The organism is Pseudomonas sp. R151218B TE3479, assembly GCF_053629195.1.
This window is the reverse complement of record NZ_JBRJHV010000001.1, coordinates 322,221-348,724: the sequence shown is the minus strand read 5'-3', so window position 1 is coordinate 348,724 and position 26,504 is coordinate 322,221. Positions and strand designations below refer to the sequence as shown.

Annotated in this window: 16 protein-coding genes, 6 tRNA genes and 3 rRNA genes; all 25 read left to right on the top strand. The window is 55.0% G+C overall.

The window, feature by feature from the left end; all coding sequences use genetic code 11:
- Positions 1-170 precede the first annotated feature (170 nt).
- A complete protein-coding gene (gene tyrS / locus AB7M32_RS01675; RefSeq protein ID WP_454248901.1) occupies positions 171-1,370 on the top strand; it encodes a tyrosine--tRNA ligase in 1,200 nt (399 codons plus the stop codon).
- 560 nt (positions 1,371-1,930) lie between these two features.
- Positions 1,931-3,467: ribosomal RNA gene (locus AB7M32_RS01670) — 16S ribosomal RNA — on the top strand.
- Positions 3,468-3,590: 123 nt separating this feature from the next.
- Positions 3,591-3,667 (top strand) — tRNA-Ile (locus tag AB7M32_RS01665).
- A 10-nt stretch (positions 3,668-3,677) separates the two neighbouring features.
- Positions 3,678-3,753: transfer RNA gene (locus tag AB7M32_RS01660), tRNA-Ala, on the top strand.
- Between the two features lie 241 nt (positions 3,754-3,994).
- Positions 3,995-6,886 (top strand): 23S ribosomal RNA (locus AB7M32_RS01655).
- A 170-nt stretch (positions 6,887-7,056) separates the two neighbouring features.
- Positions 7,057-7,172: ribosomal RNA gene (gene rrf / locus AB7M32_RS01650) — 5S ribosomal RNA — on the top strand.
- Together the 16S, 23S and 5S rRNA genes with 2 tRNA genes alongside form the textbook arrangement of a ribosomal RNA operon.
- Before the next feature lie 133 nt (positions 7,173-7,305).
- Complete coding sequence (gene birA / locus AB7M32_RS01645) at positions 7,306-8,262, top strand: bifunctional biotin--[acetyl-CoA-carboxylase] ligase/biotin operon repressor BirA (protein WP_454248900.1); 957 nt, start codon at positions 7,306-7,308, stop codon at positions 8,260-8,262.
- Positions 8,252-9,001, top strand: coding sequence for a pantothenate kinase (locus AB7M32_RS01640; RefSeq protein WP_454248899.1), 750 nt, complete (start codon positions 8,252-8,254; stop codon positions 8,999-9,001). The genes birA and AB7M32_RS01640 overlap by 11 nt, the downstream gene beginning before the upstream one ends.
- A 7-nt stretch (positions 9,002-9,008) precedes the next feature.
- Complete coding sequence (locus AB7M32_RS01635; RefSeq protein ID WP_454248898.1) at positions 9,009-9,464, top strand: hypothetical protein; 456 nt, start codon at positions 9,009-9,011, stop codon at positions 9,462-9,464.
- Between the two features lie 142 nt (positions 9,465-9,606).
- Positions 9,607-9,691, top strand: a tRNA-Tyr gene (locus AB7M32_RS01630).
- Between the two features lie 24 nt (positions 9,692-9,715).
- A tRNA-Gly gene (locus AB7M32_RS01625) sits at positions 9,716-9,789 on the top strand.
- A gap of 26 nt (positions 9,790-9,815) precedes the next feature.
- Positions 9,816-9,891, top strand: a tRNA-Thr gene (locus AB7M32_RS01620).
- 84 nt (positions 9,892-9,975) lie between these two features.
- Positions 9,976-11,169, top strand: coding sequence for an elongation factor Tu (gene tuf, locus AB7M32_RS01615; RefSeq protein ID WP_003186103.1), 1,194 nt, complete (start codon positions 9,976-9,978; stop codon positions 11,167-11,169).
- Positions 11,170-11,222: 53 nt separating this feature from the next.
- A tRNA-Trp gene (locus AB7M32_RS01610) sits at positions 11,223-11,298 on the top strand.
- A 45-nt stretch (positions 11,299-11,343) separates the two neighbouring features.
- The gene (gene secE / locus AB7M32_RS01605; RefSeq protein WP_003206102.1) at positions 11,344-11,712 is read left to right on the top strand and encodes a preprotein translocase subunit SecE; all 369 of its coding nucleotides are present in this window, start codon (positions 11,344-11,346) and stop codon (positions 11,710-11,712) included.
- A 9-nt stretch (positions 11,713-11,721) separates the two neighbouring features.
- On the top strand, positions 11,722-12,255 hold the full coding sequence (gene nusG, locus AB7M32_RS01600) for a transcription termination/antitermination protein NusG (protein ID WP_003186097.1): 534 nt from the start codon (positions 11,722-11,724) through the stop codon (positions 12,253-12,255).
- A 117-nt stretch (positions 12,256-12,372) separates the two neighbouring features.
- Complete coding sequence (rplK, locus tag AB7M32_RS01595; protein WP_003176435.1) at positions 12,373-12,804, top strand: 50S ribosomal protein L11; 432 nt, start codon at positions 12,373-12,375, stop codon at positions 12,802-12,804.
- The gene (gene rplA / locus AB7M32_RS01590; protein WP_003186095.1) at positions 12,804-13,499 is read left to right on the top strand and encodes a 50S ribosomal protein L1; all 696 of its coding nucleotides are present in this window, start codon (positions 12,804-12,806) and stop codon (positions 13,497-13,499) included. The genes rplK and rplA overlap by 1 nt, the downstream gene beginning before the upstream one ends.
- 198 nt (positions 13,500-13,697) lie before the next feature.
- Positions 13,698-14,198, top strand: coding sequence for a 50S ribosomal protein L10 (rplJ, locus tag AB7M32_RS01585; RefSeq protein WP_003206099.1), 501 nt, complete (start codon positions 13,698-13,700; stop codon positions 14,196-14,198).
- Positions 14,199-14,276: 78 nt separating this feature from the next.
- The gene (gene rplL / locus AB7M32_RS01580; RefSeq protein ID WP_072412391.1) at positions 14,277-14,642 is read left to right on the top strand and encodes a 50S ribosomal protein L7/L12; all 366 of its coding nucleotides are present in this window, start codon (positions 14,277-14,279) and stop codon (positions 14,640-14,642) included.
- Between the two features lie 220 nt (positions 14,643-14,862).
- Positions 14,863-18,936, top strand: coding sequence for a DNA-directed RNA polymerase subunit beta (gene rpoB / locus AB7M32_RS01575; RefSeq protein WP_060740392.1), 4,074 nt, complete (start codon positions 14,863-14,865; stop codon positions 18,934-18,936).
- 64 nt (positions 18,937-19,000) lie between these two features.
- On the top strand, positions 19,001-23,200 hold the full coding sequence (rpoC, locus tag AB7M32_RS01570; RefSeq protein WP_047230482.1) for a DNA-directed RNA polymerase subunit beta': 4,200 nt from the start codon (positions 19,001-19,003) through the stop codon (positions 23,198-23,200).
- 216 nt (positions 23,201-23,416) lie between these two features.
- Positions 23,417-23,788, top strand: a complete 372-nt coding sequence (rpsL, locus tag AB7M32_RS01565; RefSeq protein ID WP_003186084.1) for a 30S ribosomal protein S12 — start codon at positions 23,417-23,419, stop codon at positions 23,786-23,788.
- 102 nt (positions 23,789-23,890) lie between these two features.
- The gene (gene rpsG / locus AB7M32_RS01560) at positions 23,891-24,361 is read left to right on the top strand and encodes a 30S ribosomal protein S7 (RefSeq protein ID WP_003186074.1); all 471 of its coding nucleotides are present in this window, start codon (positions 23,891-23,893) and stop codon (positions 24,359-24,361) included.
- Between the two features lie 30 nt (positions 24,362-24,391).
- A complete protein-coding gene (gene fusA / locus AB7M32_RS01555) occupies positions 24,392-26,497 on the top strand; it encodes an elongation factor G (RefSeq protein WP_072412392.1) in 2,106 nt (701 codons plus the stop codon).
- Positions 26,498-26,504: the final 7 nt, after the last annotated feature.

Below are 26,504 nucleotides of genomic sequence, written 5' to 3'. Positions count from 1 at the left end.
TGACATGATGAAGATGAAATAACTGTATAAAATATAACCAAAACCCCTGCGAAGCAAGCCCGCGAACGCTCTGTTCTGTGGATCGGCGTCCGTGCGCCGGGCAAACCTTGTATTTGGTGCGCGATCTTGTATGGTTGGGGCCCTTTGAATCTGAGCCTTACGGGTCTGTTATGAAGTCGGTTGAAGAGCAGCTAGCGCTGATCAAACGTGGTGCGGAAGAACTGTTGGTCGAGTCCGAGCTGATCGAAAAGCTCAAGCGCGGGCAGCCGCTGCGCATCAAGGCTGGCTTCGATCCGACGGCGCCCGATCTGCACCTGGGTCATACCGTGCTTATTAATAAGCTGCGCCAGTTCCAGGAACTGGGGCACCAAGTCATCTTCCTTATAGGTGACTTCACCGGGATGATCGGTGATCCGAGTGGCAAGAGTGCTACTCGTCCGCCGCTGACCCGCGAGCAGGTTCTCGATAACGCCGAGACCTATAAAACTCAGGTTTTCAAGATTCTTGATCCGGCCAAGACCGAAGTGGCATTCAACTCCACCTGGATGGATCAGATGGGGCCGGCGGATTTCATTCGCCTGACGTCCCAATACACCGTGGCTCGCATGCTCGAGCGCGATGATTTCGATAAGCGCTATACAACCAATCAGCCGATCGCCATCCATGAGTTCCTCTACCCGCTGGTGCAGGGTTATGACTCGGTCGCGTTGCGCGCGGACGTTGAGCTGGGCGGTACCGACCAGAAGTTCAACCTGTTGATGGGGCGTGAGTTGCAGCGTGGTTATGGTCAGGAGGCGCAGTGCATCTTGACCATGCCATTGCTGGAAGGTCTGGATGGCGTGAAGAAGATGTCCAAGTCGTTGGGCAACTACGTGGGCATCCAGGAAGCGCCAGGCGTCATGTACAGCAAGCTGGTCTCCATTCCTGATGTGCTGATGTGGCGTTACTTCGAGCTGTTGAGCTTCCGGTCCATGGATGAGATCAATGCGTTCCGTGCTGATGTAGAGGCCGGGGCCAATCCGCGGGACATCAAGATCAAGCTGGCTGAAGAGATCGTTGCGCGTTTCCATGGTGAGGAGGCTGCGGCCAATGCCCATCGTGCGGCGGGTAATCGTATGAAGGATGGCGAGCTGCCGGATGATCTGCCAGAGATCGAGTTGACTGCTGTCGAGAATATGCCAATTGCAGCGGTCCTTAATAAGGCTGGCCTGGTCAAGAATGCGGCGGTGGCGCGAGATCTCCTGGGTTCGGGGGGTGTGCGTATAGATGGTGAGGTTGTGGATCGCACCTATATATATGAGCTGGGCTCTACTCATGTATGCCAGGCCGGCAAGAAGGCTTTCGCTCGTATTACGCTGAAATCTGAATAAAGCGTAATTAAGGGTTGACGGCAGATTCTGGAAGTCTATAATTCGCCCCACTTCCGGCGCAGTCGAAACGGAAAACTCCTTGAGATTCAATGGGTTAAGTAGGTTTCGAAGGTGCGGGGCTTCAGTTCATCGAAGTCCGGAAGGAGCGGGTAGAGCGGTGTTGTTTGGCTCTATCGGCGGTTCGATCTTCTCGGTCGAAAGCGGTGAAAAAGAGGTGTTGACAGCAGCGAGTAACGCTGTAGAATTCGCCTCCCGCTAACGAGAGATCGGAAGCGCAAGTGGTTGAAGTTGTTGAGGTTTCCGAAGCGAAACTTTGAAAATTTCTGAAAATAACCGCTTGACAGATACACGGGGCGCTGTAGAATGCGCGCCTCGGTTGAGACGAAAGACTCAGCCAACCGCTCTTTAACAACTGAATCAAGCAATTCGTGTGGGTGCTTGTGGAGTCAGACTGCTAGTCAACAGATTATCAGCATCACAAGTTACTCCGCGAGAAATCAAAGATGTAACCAACGATTGCTGAGCCAAGTTTAGGGTTTTCTCAAAACCCAAAGATGTTTGAACTGAAGAGTTTGATCATGGCTCAGATTGAACGCTGGCGGCAGGCCTAACACATGCAAGTCGAGCGGTAGAGAGAAGCTTGCTTCTCTTGAGAGCGGCGGACGGGTGAGTAATGCCTAGGAATCTGCCTGGTAGTGGGGGATAACGCTCGGAAACGGACGCTAATACCGCATACGTCCTACGGGAGAAAGCAGGGGACCTTCGGGCCTTGCGCTATCAGATGAGCCTAGGTCGGATTAGCTAGTTGGTGAGGTAATGGCTCACCAAGGCGACGATCCGTAACTGGTCTGAGAGGATGATCAGTCACACTGGAACTGAGACACGGTCCAGACTCCTACGGGAGGCAGCAGTGGGGAATATTGGACAATGGGCGAAAGCCTGATCCAGCCATGCCGCGTGTGTGAAGAAGGTCTTCGGATTGTAAAGCACTTTAAGTTGGGAGGAAGGGCATTAACCTAATACGTTAGTGTTTTGACGTTACCGACAGAATAAGCACCGGCTAACTCTGTGCCAGCAGCCGCGGTAATACAGAGGGTGCAAGCGTTAATCGGAATTACTGGGCGTAAAGCGCGCGTAGGTGGTTCGTTAAGTTGGATGTGAAATCCCCGGGCTCAACCTGGGAACTGCATTCAAAACTGTCGAGCTAGAGTATGGTAGAGGGTGGTGGAATTTCCTGTGTAGCGGTGAAATGCGTAGATATAGGAAGGAACACCAGTGGCGAAGGCGACCACCTGGACTGATACTGACACTGAGGTGCGAAAGCGTGGGGAGCAAACAGGATTAGATACCCTGGTAGTCCACGCCGTAAACGATGTCAACTAGCCGTTGGGAGCCTTGAGCTCTTAGTGGCGCAGCTAACGCATTAAGTTGACCGCCTGGGGAGTACGGCCGCAAGGTTAAAACTCAAATGAATTGACGGGGGCCCGCACAAGCGGTGGAGCATGTGGTTTAATTCGAAGCAACGCGAAGAACCTTACCAGGCCTTGACATCCAATGAACTTTCCAGAGATGGATTGGTGCCTTCGGGAACATTGAGACAGGTGCTGCATGGCTGTCGTCAGCTCGTGTCGTGAGATGTTGGGTTAAGTCCCGTAACGAGCGCAACCCTTGTCCTTAGTTACCAGCACGTTATGGTGGGCACTCTAAGGAGACTGCCGGTGACAAACCGGAGGAAGGTGGGGATGACGTCAAGTCATCATGGCCCTTACGGCCTGGGCTACACACGTGCTACAATGGTCGGTACAGAGGGTTGCCAAGCCGCGAGGTGGAGCTAATCCCACAAAACCGATCGTAGTCCGGATCGCAGTCTGCAACTCGACTGCGTGAAGTCGGAATCGCTAGTAATCGCGAATCAGAATGTCGCGGTGAATACGTTCCCGGGCCTTGTACACACCGCCCGTCACACCATGGGAGTGGGTTGCACCAGAAGTAGCTAGTCTAACCTTCGGGGGGACGGTTACCACGGTGTGATTCATGACTGGGGTGAAGTCGTAACAAGGTAGCCGTAGGGGAACCTGCGGCTGGATCACCTCCTTAATCGACGACCGCAGCTGCTTCATGAGCTCCCACACGAATTGCTTGATTCATTGAAGAAGACGATAGAAGCAGCTTTAAGCTCCAAGCTGATAGCTCACAGCTAACAGTTACAAGCTCGAAATTGGGTCTGTAGCTCAGTTGGTTAGAGCGCACCCCTGATAAGGGTGAGGTCGGCAGTTCGAATCTGCCCAGACCCACCAATTTTGTTATGGGGCCATAGCTCAGCTGGGAGAGCGCCTGCCTTGCACGCAGGAGGTCAGCGGTTCGATCCCGCTTGGCTCCACCATAAACTGCTTCTGAAAGCTTAGAAATGAGCATTCCATCAAGGTGATGGTGAATGTTGATTTCTAGTCTTTTGATTAGATCGTTCTTTAAAAATTTGGGTATGTGATAGAAAGATAGACTGAACGTTACTTTCACTGGTAACGGATCAGGCTAAGGTAAAATTTGTGAGTTGCTCTTTGAGCAAGATCGAATTTTCGGCGAATGTCGTCTTCACAGTATAACCAGATTGCTTGGGGTTATATGGTCAAGTGAAGAAGCGCATACGGTGGATGCCTTGGCAGTCAGAGGCGATGAAAGACGTGGTAGCCTGCGAAAAGCTTCGGGGAGTCGGCAAACAGACTGTGATCCGGAGATGTCTGAATGGGGGAACCCAGCCATCATAAGATGGTTATCTTGTACTGAATACATAGGTGCAAGAGGCGAACCAGGGGAACTGAAACATCTAAGTACCCTGAGGAAAAGAAATCAACCGAGATTCCCTTAGTAGTGGCGAGCGAACGGGGACTAGCCCTTAAGCTTCTTTGATTTTAGCGGAACGCTCTGGAAAGTGCGGCCATAGTGGGTGATAGCCCTGTACGCGAAAGGATCTTGGAAGTGAAATCGAGTAGGACGGAGCACGAGAAACTTTGTCTGAATATGGGGGGACCATCCTCCAAGGCTAAATACTACTGACTGACCGATAGTGAACTAGTACCGTGAGGGAAAGGCGAAAAGAACCCCGGAGAGGGGAGTGAAATAGATCCTGAAACCGTATGCGTACAAGCAGTGGGAGCCCACTTTGTTGGGTGACTGCGTACCTTTTGTATAATGGGTCAGCGACTTATTTTCAGTGGCGAGCTTAACCGAATAGGGGAGGCGTAGCGAAAGCGAGTCTTAATAGGGCGTCTAGTCGCTGGGAATAGACCCGAAACCGGGCGATCTATCCATGGGCAGGTTGAAGGTTAGGTAACACTGACTGGAGGACCGAACCGACTACCGTTGAAAAGTTAGCGGATGACCTGTGGATCGGAGTGAAAGGCTAATCAAGCTCGGAGATAGCTGGTTCTCCTCGAAAGCTATTTAGGTAGCGCCTCATGTATCACTGTAGGGGGTAGAGCACTGTTTCGGCTAGGGGGTCATCCCGACTTACCAAACCGATGCAAACTCCGAATACCTACAAGTGCCGAGCATGGGAGACACACGGCGGGTGCTAACGTCCGTCGTGAAAAGGGAAACAACCCAGACCGTCAGCTAAGGTCCCAAAGTTATGGTTAAGTGGGAAACGATGTGGGAAGGCTTAGACAGCTAGGAGGTTGGCTTAGAAGCAGCCACCCTTTAAAGAAAGCGTAATAGCTCACTAGTCGAGTCGGCCTGCGCGGAAGATGTAACGGGGCTCAAACCATACACCGAAGCTACGGGTATCACGCAAGTGATGCGGTAGAGGAGCGTTCTGTAAGCCTGTGAAGGTGAGTTGAGAAGCTTGCTGGAGGTATCAGAAGTGCGAATGCTGACATGAGTAACGACAATGGGTGTGAAAAACACCCACGCCGAAAGACCAAGGTTTCCTGCGCAACGTTAATCGACGCAGGGTTAGTCGGTCCCTAAGGCGAGGCTGAAAAGCGTAGTCGATGGAAAACAGGTTAATATTCCTGTACTTCTGGTTATTGCGATGGAGGGACGGAGAAGGCTAGGCCAGCTTGGCGTTGGTTGTCCAAGTTTAAGGTGGTAGGCTGGAATCTTAGGTAAATCCGGGATTCTAAGGCCGAGAGCTGATGACGAGTTACCCTTTGGGTGACGAAGTGGTTGATGCCATGCTTCCAAGAAAAGCTTCTAAGCTTCAGGTAACCAGGAACCGTACCCCAAACCGACACAGGTGGTTGGGTAGAGAATACCAAGGCGCTTGAGAGAACTCGGGTGAAGGAACTAGGCAAAATGGCACCGTAACTTCGGGAGAAGGTGCGCCGGTGAGGGTGAAGCACTTGCTGCGTAAGCCCACGCCGGTCGAAGATACCAGGCCGCTGCGACTGTTTATTAAAAACACAGCACTCTGCAAACACGAAAGTGGACGTATAGGGTGTGACGCCTGCCCGGTGCCGGAAGGTTAATTGATGGGGTTAGCTAACGCGAAGCTCTTGATCGAAGCCCCGGTAAACGGCGGCCGTAACTATAACGGTCCTAAGGTAGCGAAATTCCTTGTCGGGTAAGTTCCGACCTGCACGAATGGCGTAACGATGGCGGCGCTGTCTCCACCCGAGACTCAGTGAAATTGAAATCGCTGTGAAGATGCAGTGTATCCGCGGCTAGACGGAAAGACCCCGTGAACCTTTACTATAGCTTTGCACTGGACTTTGAATTTGCTTGTGTAGGATAGGTGGGAGGCTTTGAAGCGTGGACGCCAGTTCGCGTGGAGCCATCCTTGAAATACCACCCTGGCAACTTTGAGGTTCTAACTCAGGTCCGTTATCCGGATCGAGGACAGTGTATGGTGGGTAGTTTGACTGGGGCGGTCTCCTCCTAAAGAGTAACGGAGGAGTACGAAGGTGCGCTCAGACCGGTCGGAAATCGGTCGTAGAGTATAAAGGCAAAAGCGCGCTTGACTGCGAGACAGACACGTCGAGCAGGTACGAAAGTAGGTCTTAGTGATCCGGTGGTTCTGTATGGAAGGGCCATCGCTCAACGGATAAAAGGTACTCCGGGGATAACAGGCTGATACCGCCCAAGAGTTCATATCGACGGCGGTGTTTGGCACCTCGATGTCGGCTCATCACATCCTGGGGCTGAAGCCGGTCCCAAGGGTATGGCTGTTCGCCATTTAAAGTGGTACGCGAGCTGGGTTTAGAACGTCGTGAGACAGTTCGGTCCCTATCTGCCGTGGACGTTTGAGATTTGAGAGGGGCTGCTCCTAGTACGAGAGGACCGGAGTGGACGAACCTCTGGTGTTCCGGTTGTCACGCCAGTGGCATTGCCGGGTAGCTATGTTCGGAAAAGATAACCGCTGAAAGCATCTAAGCGGGAAACTTGCCTCAAGATGAGATCTCACTGGGACCTTGAGTCCCCTGAAGGGCCGTCGAAGACTACGACGTTGATAGGCAGGGTGTGTAAGCGCTGTGAGGCGTTGAGCTAACCTGTACTAATTGCCCGTGAGGCTTGACCATATAACACCCAAGCAATTTGAATGCTCCAAGCCCCAAGGCGAACGAGACCAGATTGCGGTGTGTGAAGACGAAACGAACCGAAAGTTCGAGACGCTCAACCGCAACGCACAAACTATCGCATACCCATTTGCTGGAACGTGACCGCAAGGCACGCGCTGGCTACCGAATTTCTTGACGACCATAGAGCATTGGAACCACCTGATCCCATCCCGAACTCAGAAGTGAAACGATGCATCGCCGATGGTAGTGTGGGGTTTCCCCATGTGAGAGTAGGTCATCGTCAAGATTAAATTCCGAAACCCCTATCTGCTGATGCAGGTAGGGGTTTTGTTTTGCCCGCAGGAAAGTCATTTTGTGTTTCTATGCAACTGTCTTGCGCATGGCTATCATGCGGGCCTCATTATCAGGGCGCAGTCCGCATGCTCACGTTGCTAAAACTTCTGAAGGATGGCCGCTTTCATTCGGGGCAAGCGCTGGGTGCTGCGCTGGGCATCAGTCGTAGTGCTGTATGGAAGCAGTTGCAGCACTTGGAGGCGGATTTAGGATTGTCTGTTCATAAAGTTCGAGGTAGGGGCTATCAGTTGGCTAAGCCCCTGTTGCTTTTGGATGCAGCAGAGATCTGCGCAAAAGGCCTTCATGAGTGGCCTGTCCATATATTTGACTCTATCGATTCCACTAACGCCGAGGCGCTGCGTTTCATCGAGCGCGGAGGCGTGGCGCCATTCATGGTTTTGGCTGAGCGACAGATAGCGGGTCGTGGTCGTCGTGGCCGTAAGTGGGTCAGCCCATTTGCCGAAAATCTCTACCACAGCCTGGTGTTACGCATTAGCGGTGGCATGCGACAAATCGAAGGTCTGAGCTTGGTTGTCGGGCTTGCGGTCATGCATGTCTTGCGCGATATGGGGATCGCGGCGGCGGGGTTGAAATGGCCTAATGATGTCTTGGTGGGTGAGAAAAAGATCGCCGGCATTTTGCTTGAGTTGGTTGGAGATCCTGCAGACGTTTGCCATGTTGTCCTGGGCGTAGGGATCAATGTGAATATGCAATCGACTGATGAGGTCGACCAGCAATGGACATCCATGTGCCTTGAAGCGGGCAGGGATTTTGATCGAAACGAGCTGGTGGCCCGATTGGGTGCGAAGCTGCAGCAATATCTGGAACTTCATCGCGTATCGGGGTTTGCTGCGATCCAGCCGGAATGGGAGCAGTACCATCTTTGGCAGGGGCGGGCTGTGTCTCTGATTGCCGGTGTTAATAAAATTGACGGCATTGTGCTAGGCATTGATCACCAGGGTGCGCTGCGTTTGAAGGTGGATGGTGTGGAAAAAAATTTTAGCGGTGGTGAGCTCAGTTTGAGGTTGCGTGATGATTCTTGAGCTCGACTGCGGCAACAGCTTTATCAAATGGCGCGTTCTGCGCCCTGACGGAGTAACACCGGTCGAAGGTGGTGTGGTCGGCTCCGACGACGATTTGCTCGCGAGCCTGAATGATGCGAAGAAGTTCCAGCTCAAGAAGTGTCGTCTTGTTAGCGTGAGGACCCAGGCGGAGACGGATTCATTGGTCGCTTCGCTGGTCGATGTGTTCGGAGTGTCGGTCGTTCGTGCTGTGCCCGCCCGGGAAATGGCGGGTGTGAGAAATGGCTACGAGGACTACGAGCGGCTAGGCCTCGATCGATGGTTGGCCCTGCTGGGTGGTTTTCATCTCGCTTCGGGGGCGTGCCTGGTACTGGATTTTGGTACTGCTGTCACAGCCGATTTCGTGGCCGCGGATGGTGGGCATCTGGGAGGGTTCATTTGTCCTGGCATGCCTCTGATGCGTAATCAATTGCGTACCCACACGCGGAAAATTCGTTATGACGATATAGCGGCCGAGCGAGCTCATGAGAGCCTCGCTCCAGGTCGTGCGACTGTCGAGGCGGTCGAGCGCGGTTGCATGCTGATGCTCAGGGGATTTGTCCTGACTCAGCTTGAATTGGCGGAGCAATATTGGGGAAAGGATTTCGTGGTGTTTCTTACTGGGGGGGATGCCAATCTGGTTTCCGGGGTCGTTCCAGATGCCAGGGTGGTACCTGACCTGGTTTTCGTTGGTCTGGCGATGGCCTGTCCTTTGTCTTGAGGTTTCTATGCGGTGGCTGTTTCTGTTGTTGCTGGTTTTGAATGTCTTCTACTACATCTGGCATCAGCAGGAGGCCCCGCTGCGTGCCAAGGATGTCACGCCGCTGAGTCTATATCGCGGGTCGCAACAGGATATTCATCTTTTGAGCGAAACGGCGGATGCCCTTGTCAGGCGCGATTCGGCTAAGCCTGCAGAGGTGCCAAAAACTTGTGTCTATCTGGGTGGTTTTACTCGTCCGGAGCAGGCCAGGCAACTTGAGCAGCGCCTGGCGGCTTTGGGTGTCGTAGGTCGCTCTGTAGTGTCGAGCGCGCAAAATCTACCTGAGGGAGGGGGGTTCTGGGTTCAGGTTTCCCAGGAAGGCGCGGGAAAGGTGAATGAAACGCTGCTCCAAAACCTTTCTAAAGAATTCAATGAGTTAAAACATAAAATAATGCCATGCGAAGGGGTTGCACCCGCAGGGTAGTTTGCATAGAATGGCGCCCGCTTCGCAGCGAAGACCTTTAAAGGTAAGCGATACGAAGCGACGTCAACGCAGCTAACCTCAGGTTTTTAATGAGAAAATGCTTGACAGAAGGCTGGCATGATATAGAATGCCGGCTCGCTTAGGAGGGGTTCCCGAGCGGCCAAAGGGATCAGACTGTAAATCTGACGTCTACGACTTCGAAGGTTCGAATCCTTCCCCCTCCACCATTTTTAGCGTGAGCTGCAAGCTCCGCGGGTATAGTTTAGTGGTAGAACCTCAGCCTTCCAAGCTGATGATGCGGGTTCGATTCCCGCTACCCGCTCCAAGTTTGCAGATTGTGCAAAGTGTTTTGCTCTTGTAGCTCAGTTGGTAGAGCACACCCTTGGTAAGGGTGAGGTCAGCGGTTCAAATCCGCTCAAGAGCTCCATATTACAAGGCAGATATGCAAATATCTGCCTTTGTTTTAATGGCTTGTGTGACTCGCTAAATTCTTCTCCTAGGGGTGATTTCGATGGCTAAGGAAAAGTTCGAACGTAATAAGCCGCACGTCAACGTTGGTACCATTGGTCACGTTGACCACGGTAAAACCACGCTGACCGCTGCTCTGACCCGTGTCTGCTCCGAAGTTTTCGGTTCGGCCAAGGTTGACTTCGACAAGATCGACAGCGCCCCGGAAGAGAAAGCTCGCGGTATCACCATCAACACCGCTCACGTTGAATACGATTCGGCCGTGCGTCACTACGCACACGTTGACTGCCCAGGTCACGCCGACTACGTAAAAAACATGATCACCGGTGCTGCCCAGATGGACGGTGCGATCCTGGTTTGCTCGGCCGCTGATGGTCCGATGCCACAAACCCGTGAGCACATCCTGCTGTCCCGTCAGGTAGGCGTTCCGTACATCGTTGTCTTCCTGAACAAGGCTGACATGGTTGACGACGCTGAGCTGCTGGAACTGGTTGAGATGGAAGTGCGCGACCTGCTGAGCACTTACGACTTCCCAGGTGATGACACTCCAATCATCATCGGTTCGGCTCTGATGGCTCTGAACGGCCAAGACGACAACGAAATGGGCACCACTGCCGTCAAGAAGCTGGTGGAAACTCTGGACAGCTACATCCCAGAGCCAGAGCGTGCTATCGACAAGCCGTTCCTGATGCCAATCGAAGACGTATTCTCGATCTCCGGTCGCGGTACTGTTGTGACTGGTCGTGTTGAGCGTGGCATCGTCCGTATCCAGGAAGAAGTTGAGATCGTCGGTCTGCGCGACACTCAGAAAACTACCTGCACCGGCGTTGAAATGTTCCGCAAGCTGCTCGACGAAGGTCGTGCTGGCGAGAACTGCGGCGTACTGCTGCGCGGCACCAAGCGTGACGACGTTGAGCGTGGCCAGGTTCTGGTCAAGCCAGGCACTGTCAAGCCGCACACCAAGTTCACCGCGGAAGTTTACGTTCTGAGCAAGGAAGAAGGCGGCCGTCATACTCCGTTCTTCAAAGGCTACCGTCCACAGTTCTACTTCCGTACAACTGATGTGACTGGTAACTGCGAGCTGCCAGAAGGCGTTGAAATGGTAATGCCAGGTGACAACATTCAGATGACTGTTACCCTGATCAAGACCATCGCGATGGAAGACGGCCTGCGTTTCGCTATCCGTGAAGGCGGTCGTACCGTCGGCGCCGGCGTCGTAGCCAAAGTCATCGAGTAAATAGTTGTAATGTCTTTTTCGGGCCGGCATAATGGTCGGCCTGATTTTGTTTTAGGTCAGTAGCTCAATTGGCAGAGCGACGGTCTCCAAAACCGTAGGTTGGGGGTTCGATTCCCTCCTGACCTGCCAGATTCACTCAGTGTGTCTGGCTTTCTTTTCACAGGATCTTCATAGATGACTCCTAAAGCTGAAGCTCAAGGCTCTCGCTTCGATCTGCTCAAGTGGCTAGTGGTAGTCGCTTTGGTAGTTATTGGCGTTGTTGGCAATCAGTATTATTCTGCTTCGCCGATCCTGTACCGTGTACTTGCATTGCTCGCCATTGCTGCTGTTGCTGCCTTTGTAGGTCTGCAGACGGCCAAGGGCAAGTCTTTCTTTGTACTCGCTAAGGAAGCTCGCACCGAGATTCGTAAAGTCGTATGGCCGACTCGCCAAGAAACCACGCAGACCACGTTGATCGTTGTGGCTGTTGTTCTGGTAATGGCGTTGCTGTTGTGGGGGCTCGATTCCCTGCTCGGCTGGCTTGTTTCCTTGATTGTTGGCTAAGGGTGTCCCGTGGCTAAGCGTTGGTACGTTGTGCATGCTTACTCGGGTTACGAGAAGCATGTCATGCGCTCGCTGGTAGAGCGCGTAAAGCTGGCTGGCATGGAAGATGGCTTTGGCGAGATTCTGGTCCCCACTGAAGAAGTGGTTGAGATGCGTAATGGCCAGAAGCGCAAAAGTGAACGCAAGTTCTTTCCGGGCTATGTGCTGGTACAGATGGATATGAACGAAGGGACTTGGCACTTGGTCAAGGATACCCCTCGGGTGATGGGCTTCATCGGCGGTACCGCCGACAAGCCTGCGCCGATCACGGATAAAGAGGCAGAAGCGATTCTGCGTCGCGTCGCTGATGGCAGCGACAAGCCGAAGCCGAAGACATTGTTTGAGCCAGGTGAGGTTGTACGTGTCACCGACGGTCCATTCGCTGATTTCAATGGCACGGTTGAAGAAGTTAACTACGAAAAGAGCCGGATCCAAGTGGCAGTGCTCATTTTCGGTCGCTCTACTCCGGTAGAGCTAGAGTTCAGTCAGGTCGAAAAGGTCTGATTGAGCAGGCATCCCAACCCCGCAGCCCAAGGCTGTGGGGTTTTGTCGTCACTGGGATAAACGCGCAAGTAACCGGGGAGCCTTTCGAGGCGTTCGAACCCGTAATTGGAGTGCCTCATGGCCAAGAAAATTACCGCTTACATCAAGCTGCAAGTGAAGGCCGCTCAGGCTAACCCAAGCCCACCTGTTGGTCCTGCACTGGGTCAACACGGCGTGAACATCATGGAGTTCTGCAAGGCTTTCAACGCCCGTACTCAGGGTCTTGAGCCAGGTCTGCCGACTCCAGTGATCATCACTGTCTACAGCGACCGTAGCTTCACCTTCGAAACAAAGAGCACCCCAGCTTCGGTTCTGCTGAAGAAGGCTGCAGGTTTGACCAGCGGTTCCGCTCGTCCAAACACCGTTAAGGTTGGCACCGTTACCCGTGCTCAGCTGGAAGAAATCGCGAAAACCAAAAACGCGGATCTGACTGCAGCTGATATGGATGCAGCCGTGCGTACTATCGCCGGTTCTGCTCGTAGCATGGGCCTTAACGTGGAGGGTGTGTAATGGCTAAGCTGACCAAGCGTCAAAAGGCTATCGCCGGCAAAATCGAAGCAGGCAAGGCCTACAACTTTGTAGACGCCGCCGCTCTGCTGGCTGAGCTGTCGACTGTCAAGTTCAGCGAGTCGTTCGACGTTGCTGTGAACCTGGGCGTTGACCCACGTAAATCCGACCAGGTCGTTCGTAGCGCTACCGTGCTGCCACACGGCACTGGCAAGACCGTTCGTGTAGCTGTCTTCACCCAGGGCCCAGCAGCTGAAGCTGCTCTGGCTGCAGGTGCTGATCGCGTCGGCATGGACGATCTGGCTGCCGAAATGAAAGGCGGCGACCTGAACTATGACGTAGTGATCGCATCTCCGGATGCCATGCGCGTTGTAGGCCAGTTGGGTCAGATCCTCGGTCCACGTGGTCTGATGCCTAACCCTAAAGTCGGCACCGTAACGCCAGACGTAGCCACCGCGGTTAAAAACGCCAAGGCTGGTCAGGTTCGTTATCGCACCGACAAAAACGGCATCATCCACACTTCCGTTGGCAAGATCGGCTTCGACGCCGTCAAGCTGAAGGAAAACGTTGAAGCCCTGATCGCTGATCTGAAGCGTATCAAGCCAGCTTCTTCGAAAGGTATCTACGTCAAGCGCGTTACCCTGAGCACCACTATGGGCCCAGGTCTGGTCATCGACCAGAGCTCGCTCGACGCGTAAGACTCAGGTTGGCGCGAGCGATCGCGCCAATCAAAAAATTGGGGTCCCTGCCTGGCGGGGGCTGTCCAAGACCGTAGGCGACGCAAGTCTTAAACCACAAGCCTACGCAGATGGTGCTCCCGGTTCCTTACCGAATCAGACACCAAAACGACATTCGGTTTCGACCGAATGAAACGGTAACAAGCAGGAGTTAAACCCGTGGCAATTAAACTCGAAGACAAGAAGGCCATCGTCGCTGAAGTCAACGAGGCTGCCAAAGCTGCTCTGTCCGCTGTCGTGGCTGATGCCCGTGGCGTAACAGTAGGCGCTATGACCGGACTCCGTAAAGAGGCTCGTGAAGCTGGCGTTTACGTACGTGTTGTACGTAACACCCTGCTCAAGCGCGCTGTTGCTGACACTGAATACAGTGTCCTCAACGACGTGTTCACCGGCCCGACCTTGATCGCGTTCTCCACCCAACATCCTGGCGCTGCTGCCCGTTTGTTCAAGGAATTCGCCAAAGGTCAGGACAAGTTCGAGATTAAGGCAGCTGCGTTCGAGGGCAAGTTCCTCGCAGCTAACCAGATCGACGTACTGGCAACTCTGCCGACCCGTGACGAAGCAATTTCCCAGCTGATGAGCGTGATTCAAGGCGCAACCAGCAAATTGGCTCGTACTCTGGCGGCACTGCGCGACCAGAAAGAAGCTGCCGCAGCCTAAGGCTCGACACTCCTTTTCGCGTTTTTTGTTTATTTCGATGGTCGCGTAGGCCGTCCCCCAATTCAGGAATTTAGAGTCATGTCTATCTCTCAAAACGATATCCTCGAAGCCGTTGGCAACATGTCCGTAATGGAAGTTGTTGAGCTGATCAAAGCTTTCGAAGAAAAATTCGGTGTTACCGCTGCTGCTGCTTCCGCTGGTCCAGCTGCTGCTGTTGCCGTTGCTGAAGAGCAAACCGAATTCAACGTCATGCTGACCGAAGCTGGCGAGAAGAAAGTAAACGTGATCAAGGCAGTACGTGAACTGACCGGTCTGGGCCTGAAAGAAGCCAAGGCTGTAGTTGACGGCGCTCCTGCCATGGTTCTGGAAGCTGTTGCCAAAGACGCAGCTGACAAAGCCAAGGCCGCTCTGGAAGAAGCAGGCGCTAAAGTCGAGCTGAAGTAAGCATCGACTTTGCGTCTCCAGCCCGAGCGTTAAGCGACAGGCTGATGGCTGGTGGCTCTTGCCACCGGCCTTTTTCCGTTATTGGCAGCCGACTGGGTCGGTGCCGATAGCGAGCTGTAACCACCCGATGTGGTGGCGCAAACCATGGGGTTTGCACGATTTTCTGGCTGCTCCCGTCGGGAGGGGCCAAACAAGCAGGTGACCAAGCTGGGGAACGCTGATGGCTTACTCATATACTGAGAAAAAACGTATCCGCAAGGACTTTAGCAAGTTGCCGGACGTCATGGATGTGCCGTACCTCCTGGCCATCCAGCTGGATTCGTATCGTGAATTCTTGCAAGCGGGAGCGACTAAAGATCAGTTCCGCGACGTGGGCCTGCATGCGGCCTTCAAATCCGTTTTCCCGATCATCAGCTACTCCGGCAATGCTGCGCTGGAGTACGTCGGTTATCGCCTGGGCGAACCGGCATTTGATGTCAAAGAATGCGTATTGCGCGGTGTAACTTACGCCGTACCTTTGCGGGTAAAAGTGCGCCTGATCATTTTCGACAAAGAATCGTCGAACAAAGCGATCAAGGACATCAAAGAGCAAGAAGTCTACATGGGTGAAATCCCCCTGATGACTGAAAACGGTACCTTCGTAATCAACGGTACCGAGCGTGTAATCGTTTCCCAGCTGCACCGTTCTCCGGGCGTGTTCTTCGACCACGACCGTGGCAAGACGCACAGCTCCGGCAAACTGCTTTACTCTGCGCGCATCATTCCTTACCGCGGTTCGTGGCTGGACTTCGAGTTCGACCCGAAAGACTGCGTATTCGTGCGTATCGACCGTCGTCGCAAGCTGCCTGCATCGGTATTGCTGCGCGCGCTCGGCTATACCACTGAAGAAGTGCTGGACGCGTTCTACACCACCAACGTCTTCCACGTGCAAGGTGAAAACCTCAGCCTGGAACTGGTGCCTCAGCGCCTGCGCGGTGAAATCGCTGTCCTCGATATCCAGGATGACAAAGGCAAGGTTATTGTCGAGCAGGGCCGTCGTATCACCGCTCGCCACATCAACCAGCTGGAAAAAGCCGGGATCAAAGAGCTGCAGGTACCGATCGACTACGTCCTGGGTCGCACCACGGCCAAGGTCATCGTGCATCCGGCCACCGGCGAAATCCTGGCAGAGTGCAATACCGAGCTGACCACCGAGATCCTGGCGAAAATCGCCAAGGCCCAGGTCGTTCGTATCGAAACCCTGTACACCAACGATATCGACTGCGGTCCTTTCATCTCCGACACGCTGAAGATCGACTCCACCGGCAACCAACTGGAAGCCCTGGTCGAGATCTATCGCATGATGCGTCCTGGCGAGCCGCCAACCAAGGATGCAGCCGAGACCCTGTTCAACAACCTGTTCTTCAGCCCTGAGCGCTATGACCTATCCGCGGTCGGCCGGATGAAGTTCAACCGTCGTATCGGTCGTACCGAGATCGAAGGTTCGGGCGTGCTGAACAAGGATGACATCGTTGCGGTCCTCAAGACCCTGGTCGACATCCGTAACGGCAAAGGCATCGTCGATGACATCGACCACCTGGGTAACCGTCGTGTTCGCTGCGTAGGCGAAATGGCCGAGAACCAGTTCCGTGTTGGCCTGGTGCGCGTAGAGCGCGCGGTCAAGGAACGTCTGTCGATGGCTGAAAGCGAAGGCCTGATGCCGCAAGACCTGATCAACGCCAAGCCAGTGGCTGCGGCGGTGAAGGAGTTCTTCGGTTCGAGCCAGCTGTCCCAGTTCATGGACCAGAACAACCCGCTGTCCGAGATCACCCACAAGCGTCGTGTCTCCGCACTCGGCCCGGGCGGTCTGACCCGTGAGCGTGCAGGCTTCGAAGTTCGTGACGTACACCCGACTCACTATGGTCGTGTCTGCCCGATCGAAACGCCGGAAGGTCCGAACATCGGTCTGATCAACTCCCTGGCGGCCTATGCGCGCACCAACCAGTACGGCTTCCTCGAGAGCCCGTATCGCGTGGTGAAAGACGCTCTGGTTACCGACGAGATCGTGTTCCTGTCCGCCATCGAAGAGGCCGATCACGTGATCGCCCAGGCTTCGGCAACGATGAACGACAAGAAGGTCCTGGTCGACGAGCTGGTAGCTGTTCGTCACCTGAACGAGTTCACCGTCAAGGCGCCGGAAGACGTCACCTTGATGGACGTATCGCCGAAGCAGGTAGTGTCGGTTGCAGCGTCGCTGATCCCGTTCCTCGAGCACGACGACGCCAACCGTGCGTTGATGGGTTCGAACATGCAGCGTCAAGCTGTACCTACCCTGCGTGCCGACAAGCCGCTGGTCGGTACCGGCATGGAGCGTAACGTTGCCCGTGACTCCGGCGTTTGCGTCGTGGCTCGTCGTGGTGGCGTGATCGATTCCGTCGACGCCAGCCGTATCGTGGTTCGTGTTGCCGATGACGAAGTTGAAACTGGCGAAGCCGGTGTCGACATCTACAACCTGACCAAATACACCCGCTCCAACCAGAACACCTGCATCAACCAGCGTCCGCTGGTAAGCAAGGGTGATCGGGTTCAGCGCAGCGACATCATGGCCGACGGTCCGTCCACCGATATGGGTGAACTGGCGTTGGGTCAGAACATGCGCATCGCGTTCATGGCGTGGAACGGCTTCAACTTCGAAGACTCCATCTGCCTGTCCGAGCGTGTGGTTCAGGAAGACCGCTTCACCACGATCCACATCCAGGAACTGACCTGTGTGGCCCGTGACACCAAGCTTGGCCCAGAGGAAATCACTGCGGACATCCCGAACGTGGGTGAAGCCGCACTGAACAAGCTGGACGAAGCCGGTATCGTTTATGTAGGTGCCGAAGTCGGCGCAGGCGACATCCTGGTGGGCAAGGTCACTCCGAAAGGCGAGACCCAGCTGACTCCGGAAGAAAAACTGCTGCGTGCCATCTTCGGTGAAAAAGCCAGCGACGTTAAAGACACCTCCCTGCGCGTGCCTACCGGCACCAAGGGTACCGTCATCGACGTACAGGTCTTCACTCGCGACGGCGTTGAGCGTGATGCTCGTGCACTGTCCATCGAGAAGACTCAGCTCGACGAGATCCGCAAGGACCTGAACGAAGAGTTCCGTATCGTCGAAGGCGCGACTTTCGAGCGTCTGCGTTCCGCCCTGGTCGGCCACAAAGCCGAAGGCGGCGCCGGCCTGAAGAAAGGTCAGGAAATCACCGACGAAGTCCTCGACGGTCTTGAGCATGGCCAGTGGTTCAAACTGCGCATGGCTGAAGATGCTCTGAACGAGCAGCTCGAGAAGGCCCAGGCCTATATCGTTGATCGCCGCCGTCTGCTGGACGACAAGTTCGAAGACAAGAAGCGCAAACTGCAGCAAGGCGATGACCTGGCTCCAGGCGTGCTGAAAATCGTCAAGGTTTACCTGGCAATCCGTCGTCGCATCCAGCCGGGCGACAAGATGGCCGGTCGTCACGGTAACAAGGGTGTGGTCTCCGTGATCATGCCGGTTGAAGACATGCCGCACGATGCCAATGGCACCCCGGTCGACGTGGTCCTCAACCCGTTGGGCGTACCTTCGCGTATGAACGTTGGTCAGATCCTTGAAACCCACCTGGGCCTCGCGGCCAAGGGCTTGGGCGAGAAGATCAACCGGATGATCGAAGAGCAGCGCAAGGTCGCTGACCTGCGTAAGTTCCTGCACGAGATCTACAACGAGATCGGCGGACGCAACGAAGAGCTGGACACCTTCTCCGACCAGGAAATCCTGGATCTGGCGAAGAACCTGCGCGGCGGCGTTCCAATGGCTACTCCGGTGTTCGACGGTGCCAAGGAAAGCGAAATCAAGGCCATGCTGAAACTGGCAGACCTGCCGGAAAGCGGCCAGATGCAGCTGTTCGACGGCCGTACCGGCAACAAGTTCGAGCGCCCGGTTACCGTTGGCTACATGTACATGCTGAAGCTGAACCACTTGGTAGACGACAAGATGCACGCTCGTTCTACCGGTTCTTACAGCCTGGTTACCCAGCAGCCGCTGGGTGGTAAGGCGCAGTTCGGTGGTCAGCGTTTCGGGGAGATGGAGGTCTGGGCACTGGAAGCGTACGGTGCTGCATACACTCTGCAAGAAATGCTCACAGTGAAGTCGGACGATGTGAACGGCCGGACCAAGATGTACAAAAACATCGTGGACGGCGATCACCGTATGGAGCCGGGCATGCCCGAGTCTTTCAACGTGTTGATCAAGGAAATTCGTTCCCTCGGCATCGATATCGATCTGGAAACCGAATAACACGTGACGCGAATCGAGAGCGGGGCTGTTTTGCCCGCTCTCTGCTCCGCCAGGAGGAAAGGCCTTGAAAGACCTACTGAATTTGCTGAAAAACCAGGGTCAAGTCGAAGAGTTCGACGCCATCCGTATTGGATTGGCCTCGCCTGAGATGATCCGTTCGTGGTCGTTCGGTGAAGTTAAAAAGCCGGAAACCATCAACTACCGTACGTTCAAACCCGAACGTGACGGCCTGTTCTGCGCCAAGATCTTTGGCCCGGTAAAGGATTACGAGTGCCTGTGCGGTAAGTACAAGCGCTTGAAGCACCGTGGTGTGATCTGCGAGAAGTGCGGCGTTGAAGTCGCGCTGGCAAAAGTTCGTCGTGAGCGCATGGCGCACATCGAACTGGCCTCGCCGGTTGCTCATATCTGGTTCCTGAAATCGCTGCCGTCCCGTATCGGCCTGCTGATGGACATGACCCTGCGTGATATCGAACGTGTTCTCTACTTCGAGAGCTACGTCGTTATCGATCCAGGCATGACCACCCTTGAAAAAGGTCAGTTGCTCAACGACGAGCAGTACTTCGAAGCGCTGGAAGAGTTCGGCGACGACTTCGATGCCCGCATGGGTGCCGAAGCTGTCCGCGAACTGCTGCACGCTATCGACCTGGAACACGAGATTGGCCGCCTGCGCGAAGAAATTCCGCAAACCAACTCCGAAACCAAGATCAAGAAGCTGTCCAAGCGTCTGAAGTTGATGGAAGCCTTCCAGGGTTCCGGCAACCTGCCAGAGTGGATGGTGCTGACCGTTCTGCCGGTACTGCCGCCAGACCTGCGTCCACTGGTTCCGCTCGATGGCGGTCGCTTCGCGACTTCCGACCTCAACGATCTGTATCGTCGAGTGATCAACCGTAACAACCGCTTGAAGCGCCTGCTCGATCTGTCCGCTCCGGACATCATCGTGCGCAACGAAAAGCGTATGTTGCAGGAAGCGGTCGACGCATTGCTCGACAACGGTCGTCGTGGCCGTGCTATCACCGGTTCCAACAAGCGTCCTCTGAAATCCCTGGCTGACATGATCAAGGGTAAGCAGGGTCGTTTCCGTCAGAACTTGCTCGGTAAGCGTGTTGACTACTCCGGTCGTTCGGTTATTACCGTAGGTCCGACCCTGCGTCTGCACCAGTGCGGCCTGCCTAAGAAAATGGCCCTGGAGCTGTTCAAGCCGTTCATTTTCGGCAAGCTGGAAATGCGTGGTCTGGCGACCACCATCAAGGCGGCCAAGAAGATGGTCGAGCGCGAGCTGCCAGAGGTCTGGGACGTTCTCGCCGAAGTGATTCGCGAACACCCAGTCTTGCTCAACCGTGCACCGACCCTTCACCGTCTGGGTATCCAGGCGTTTGAACCGGTACTGATCGAAGGTAAGGCTATCCAGCTGCACCCGCTGGTCTGTGCTGCGTACAACGCCGACTTCGACGGCGACCAAATGGCCGTGCACGTACCGCTGACGCTGGAAGCCCAGCTCGAAGCGCGTGCGTTGATGATGTCGACCAACAACATCCTGTCGCCAGCCAACGGTGAGCCAATCATCGTTCCGTCGCAGGACGTTGTATTGGGTCTGTACTACATGACTCGCGAAGCGATCAACGCCAAGGGCGAAGGTCGTGTATTCGCCGATCTGCAGGAAGTTGACCGTGTGTTCCGTGCCGGCGAAGCCGCACTGCATGCCAAGGTCAAGGTGCGGATCAACGAAACCGTGAACGACCGTGATGGCGGCAGCGTGACCAACACCCGTATCGTCGACACCACCGTCGGCCGTGCGCTGTTGTTCCAGGTTGTGCCAAAAGGCCTGTCCTTCGACGTCGTCAACCTGCCGATGAAGAAGAAGGCGATCTCCAAGCTGATCAACCAGTGCTACCGCGTGGTGGGTCTGAAAGAGACCGTGATCTTCGCTGACCAGTTGATGTACACCGGTTTTGCCTATTCGACCATTTCCGGCGTTTCCATCGGCGTTAACGACTTCGTTATCCCGGATGAAAAAGCCCGCATCATCGGTGCTGCCACCGAAGAAGTGAAAGAGATCGAAAGCCAGTACGCCTCCGGCCTGGTAACCCAGGGCGAGAAGTACAACAAGGTGATCGACCTCTGGTCCAAGGCGAACGACGAAGTATCCAAGGCGATGATGGCCAACCTCTCGAAAGAGAAAGTCATCGACCGTCATGGCAACGAAGTCGACCAGGAATCGTTCAACTCGATGTACATGATGGCCGACTCGGGCGCACGGGGTTCTGCTGCGCAGATCCGTCAGCTCGCCGGTATGCGTGGCCTGATGGCCAAGCCGGACGGCTCCATCATCGAGACCCCGATTACTGCGAACTTCCGTGAAGGCTTGAGCGTACTCCAGTACTTCATCTCCACTCACGGTGCTCGTAAGGGTCTTGCGGATACCGCGTTGAAAACCGCGAACTCCGGTTACCTGACTCGTCGTCTGGTGGACGTTGCCCAGGATCTGGTCGTGACCGAGATCGATTGCGGCACCGAACATGGCCTGGTCATGACGCCGCACATTGAAGGCGGTGACGTTGTAGAGCCGTTGGGTGAACGCGTATTGGGTCGTGTCATCGCCCGTGACGTATTCAAGCCAGGTACCGAGGACGTGATCGTTCCTGCTGGCACCCTGGTTGACGAGAAGTGGGTCGAGTTCATCGAACTCAACAGCATCGACGAAGTGATCGTGCGTTCGCCGATCAGCTGCGAAACCCGCTATGGCATCTGCGCCAAGTGCTACGGTCGCGACCTGGCACGTGGTCACCAGGTGAACATCGGTGAAGCGGTCGGCGTTATCGCTGCCCAGTCCATCGGTGAGCCGGGTACCCAGCTGACGATGCGTACGTTCCACATCGGTGGTGCGGCAAGCCGGACCTCCGCTGCCGACAGCGTCCAGGTGAAGAATGGCGGTACTGTCCGTCTGCACAACCTCAAGCACGTAGAGCGCGTGGACGGTCACCTGGTGGCTGTATCCCGTTCCGGTGAACTGGCCATCGCCGACGACTTCGGTCGCGAGCGCGAGCGTTACAAGCTGCCGTACGGTGCTGTGATTTCGGTCAAGGAAGGTGACAAGGTCGACGCTGGCGCCATCGTGGCCAAGTGGGATCCGCACACTCACCCGATCGTGACCGAGATGAAAGGTACCGTGACCTACGTGGGCATGGAAGAAGGCATCACGATCAAGCGTCAGACCGACGAATTGACCGGTATGACCAACATTGAAGTACTCGACGCGAAAGATCGTCCAGCTGCCGGCAAGGACATCCGTCCGGCCGTGAAGATGGTCGACGACAACGGCAAGGATCTGTTGCTGCCAGGCACTGACGTAATCGCTCAGTACTTCCTGCCAGCCAACGCCCTGGTCGGTGTTGCGGACGGCGCGCGGATCGCGATCGGTGATGTTATCGCCCGTATCCCGCAGGAAACTTCGAAAACCCGCGACATCACCGGTGGTCTGCCGCGTGTTGCCGACTTGTTCGAAGCACGTCGTCCGAAAGAAGCCTCGATTCTGGCTGAAGTCAGCGGCACCATCGCGTTCGGTAAAGAGACCAAGGGCAAGCGCCGCCTGGTCATTACACCGAACGACGGTAGCGATCCGTACGAAGAGCTGATTCCGAAGTGGCGTCACCTGAACGTCTTCGAAGGCGAACAGGTAAACCGCGGCGAAGTTATCTCGGACGGCCCGAGCGATCCACACGACATCCTGCGTCTGCTGGGTGTGAGTGCGCTGGCCAAGTACATCGTGAACGAGATCCAGGACGTTTACCGTCTGCAAGGCGTGAAGATCAACGACAAGCACATCGAGACCATCCTGCGTCAGATGCTGCGTAAGGTCGAGATCGCTGAATCTGGCGACTCGAGTTTCATCAAGGGCGACCAGATGGAACTGACTCACGTACTGGTGGAAAACGAGCGCCTGGCGACCGAAGACAAGTTTGTCTCCAAGTTCACTCGCGTGCTGCTGGGTATCACCAAGGCGTCGTTGTCCACCGAATCGTTTATCTCGGCGGCTTCCTTCCAGGAAACCACCCGTGTACTGACCGAAGCGGCGGTAACCGGCAAGCGCGATTACCTGCGCGGCCTGAAAGAAAACGTGGTCGTGGGTCGTCTGATCCCGGCCGGTACCGGTTTGGCCTATCACAGCGAGCGCAAGCGTCGCCGTGATGCCGACAAGCCGTTGCGCGTAAGCGCCAGTGAAGTGGAAGCTGCACTGACCGAAGCACTGAACTCGAGTGGTAACTGAGTTCTGCGGTAATTGAGTGCCTGGCCCTGGTCGCCCCGTTCGGCGGATCTCGACAAACAGTCGAGATCCGGCGGGCGGGGAGGTCGGGGCCTTGCCTTGACTGGGGACAAGATCCTCTTTAGACTCTTGATCCCCTAAATTTGGCGGGAATTCGTTCCTGCCATTTTGCTTTTCTTGTAAGACAATAGCGTCGCAAGACAACAGTGGAGCTAGTAGATGGCAACTATCAACCAGCTGGTACGTCAGCCGCGTAAGCGTATCGTCGAGAAATCCGACGTGCCTGCGCTGCAGAACTGCCCGCAACGTCGTGGCGTATGCACCCGTGTGTATACCACCACGCCGAAAAAACCTAACTCGGCACTGCGTAAAGTATGCCGCGTGCGTCTGACCAACGGTTTCGAGGTTTCCTCGTACATCGGCGGTGAAGGCCACAACCTGCAAGAACACAGCGTGGTCCTGATCCGCGGCGGTCGTGTAAAAGACTTGCCAGGTGTTCGTTACCACACCGTTCGCGGCTCTTTGGATACTTCCGGCGTTAAAGGTCGTAACCAAGGTCGTTCGAAGTACGGTACCAAGCGTCCGAAATAATCGGCCGTTTAGCAGTTTTTAATTTTATTGAGTCGATAAGAGTAAGGTCGGGCACGCATCCGCTGTCCCGGGCTAACCTGAAGACCGTTTGAGGGCTTATCAATGCCAAGACGTCGCGTAGCAGCCAAACGTGAGATTCTGGACGATCCGAAATACGGAAGCCAGATTCTCGCCAAGTTCATGAATCACGTAATGGAAAGCGGCAAGAAAGCCGTTGCCGAGCGTATCGTTTATGGCGCACTGGACAAAGTTAAGGAACGCAAGAACAGCGATCCCCTGGAAATCTTCGAGAAAGCTCTCGACGCCATCGCTCCGCTGGTCGAAGTGAAGTCGCGCCGTGTAGGCGGTGCTACTTACCAGGTTCCGGTCGAAGTTCGTCCGTCCCGTCGTAACGCCCTGGCAATGCGCTGGCTGGTAGACTTCGCCCGCAAGCGCGGCGAGAAGTCCATGGCTCTGCGTTTGGCTGGTGAACTGTTGGACGCTGCTGAAGGTAAAGGTGCTGCAGTTAAGAAGCGTGAAGACGTGCACCGTATGGCTGAAGCCAACAAGGCTTTCTCGCACTACCGCTTCTAATTTTAGCGTCACTCAATTTGCGAGGGCTTTATGGCTCGTACTACACCGATTAACCGCTACCGTAATATCGGTATCGTTGCTCACGTGGATGCTGGTAAAACCACCACCACCGAGCGCGTCCTTTTTTACACCGGCAAGAGTCACAAAATGGGCGAGGTGCATGACGGCGCCGCGACCACAGACTGGATGGTGCAGGAGCAGGAGCGTGGTATTACCATTACTTCTGCTGCTATCACCGCCTTCTGGAAAGGTTCCGAGAAGCAGTACCCGCACGAGCACCGCTTCAACGTTATCGATACCCCGGGCCACGTAGACTTCACCATCGAAGTTGAACGTTCCCTGCGTGTACTCGACGGCGCTGTTGTTGTGTTCTGTGGTACTTCGGGTGTTGAGCCTCAGTCGGAAACCGTATGGCGTCAAGCCAACAAATACGGCGTTCCACGTCTTGTTTACGTAAACAAGATGGACCGTGCTGGTGCGAACTTCCTGCGCGTGATCGCTCAGATCAAGCAGCGCCTGGGTCACACTCCGGTGCCGATTCAGCTGGCTATCGGTTCTGAAGACAACTTCCAGGGTCAGATCGATCTGATCAACATGCAAGCTGTCTACTGGAACGATTCCGACAAGGGCATGGTCCCTGTTCGCAAGGAAATTCCTGCCGAGCTGTTGGAAGAAGCCGAGCAATGGCGCAGCAACATGGTTGAGGCTGCGGCCGAAGCCAGCGAAGAGCTGATGAACAAGTACCTCGAAGGTGAAGAACTCACCAATGAGGAAATCAAGGCCGCTCTGCGTCAGCGTACTATCGCTGGTGAGATCGTTCTGGCTGTTTGCGGTTCTTCCTTCAAGAACAAGGGTGTTCCCCTGGTTCTCGACGCCGTTATCGACTTCCTGCCTGCTCCAACCGACATTCCCGCTATCAAGGGTTCCAACCCGGATAACGAGGAAGAGGAAATGGAGCGTCACGCAAGTGACGACGAGCCGTTCGCGGCTTTGGCGTTCAAGATCGCTACCGACCCATTCGTGGGTACCTTGACCTTTGTTCGAGTTTACTCGGGCGTGTTGGCCTCCGGCGACGGCGTGATCAACTCGGTAAAAGGCAAGAAAGAGCGTGTGGGTCGTATGGTGCAGATGCACGCAAACGCCCGTGAAGAAATCAAGGAAGTACGCGCTGGCGACATCGCGGCCTTGATCGGCATGAAGGACGTCACCACCGGTGAAACTTTGTGCAACGCTGACAAGCCAATCATCCTGGTTCGCATGGACTTCCCGGAGCCGGTTATTTCGGTTGCCGTTGAGCCTAAGACCAAGGACGACCAGGAAAAAATGGGTATCGCTCTGGGCAAGCTTGCTCAGGAAGACCCGTCTTTCCGCGTCAAGACTGATGAAGAGACTGGTCAAACGATCATCTCCGGCATGGGCGAGTTGCACCTGGACATCCTGGTTGACCGGATGCGCCGTGAGTTCAACGTCGAAGCCAACATCGGTAAGCCTCAGGTTTCCTATCGTGAGCGCATCACGAAGAGCTGTGAAATCGAAGGCAAGTTCGTTCGCCAATCCGGCGGTCGTGGCCAGTTCGGTCACTGCTGGATCCGTTTTGCACCGGCTGACGAAGGTCAGGAAGGTCTGCAATTCCTGAACGAAGTCGTAGGTGGTGTGGTTCCTAAGGAATACATCCCGGCGATCCAGAAGGGTATCGAAGAGCAGATGAAGAACGGCGTTGTCGCCGGCTATCCGCTGATCGGCCTGAAGGCGACTGTGTTCGATGGTTCTTACCATGACGTCGACTCCAACGAGATGGCGTTTAAGGTGGCTGCCTCCATGGCAACCAAGCAGCTGGCCCAGAAGGGTGGTGGTGAGTTGCTTGAGCCGATCATGGCGGTGGAAGTCGTTACGCCTGAAGACTACATGGGTGATGTCATGGGCGACCTTAACCGTCGTCGTGGCATGATTCTGGGTATGGAAGATACGGTTTCCGGCAAAGTGATTCGTGCCGAGGTCCCGTTGGGTGAAATGTTCGGTTACGCAACCGACGTTCGTTCCATGTCTCAGGGTCGCGCAAGCTACTCTATGGAATTCAAAAAATACAATACAGCTCCGTCGCATATCGTCGAGACTGTTACCAAAAAGCAAGGCTGATTCAGCC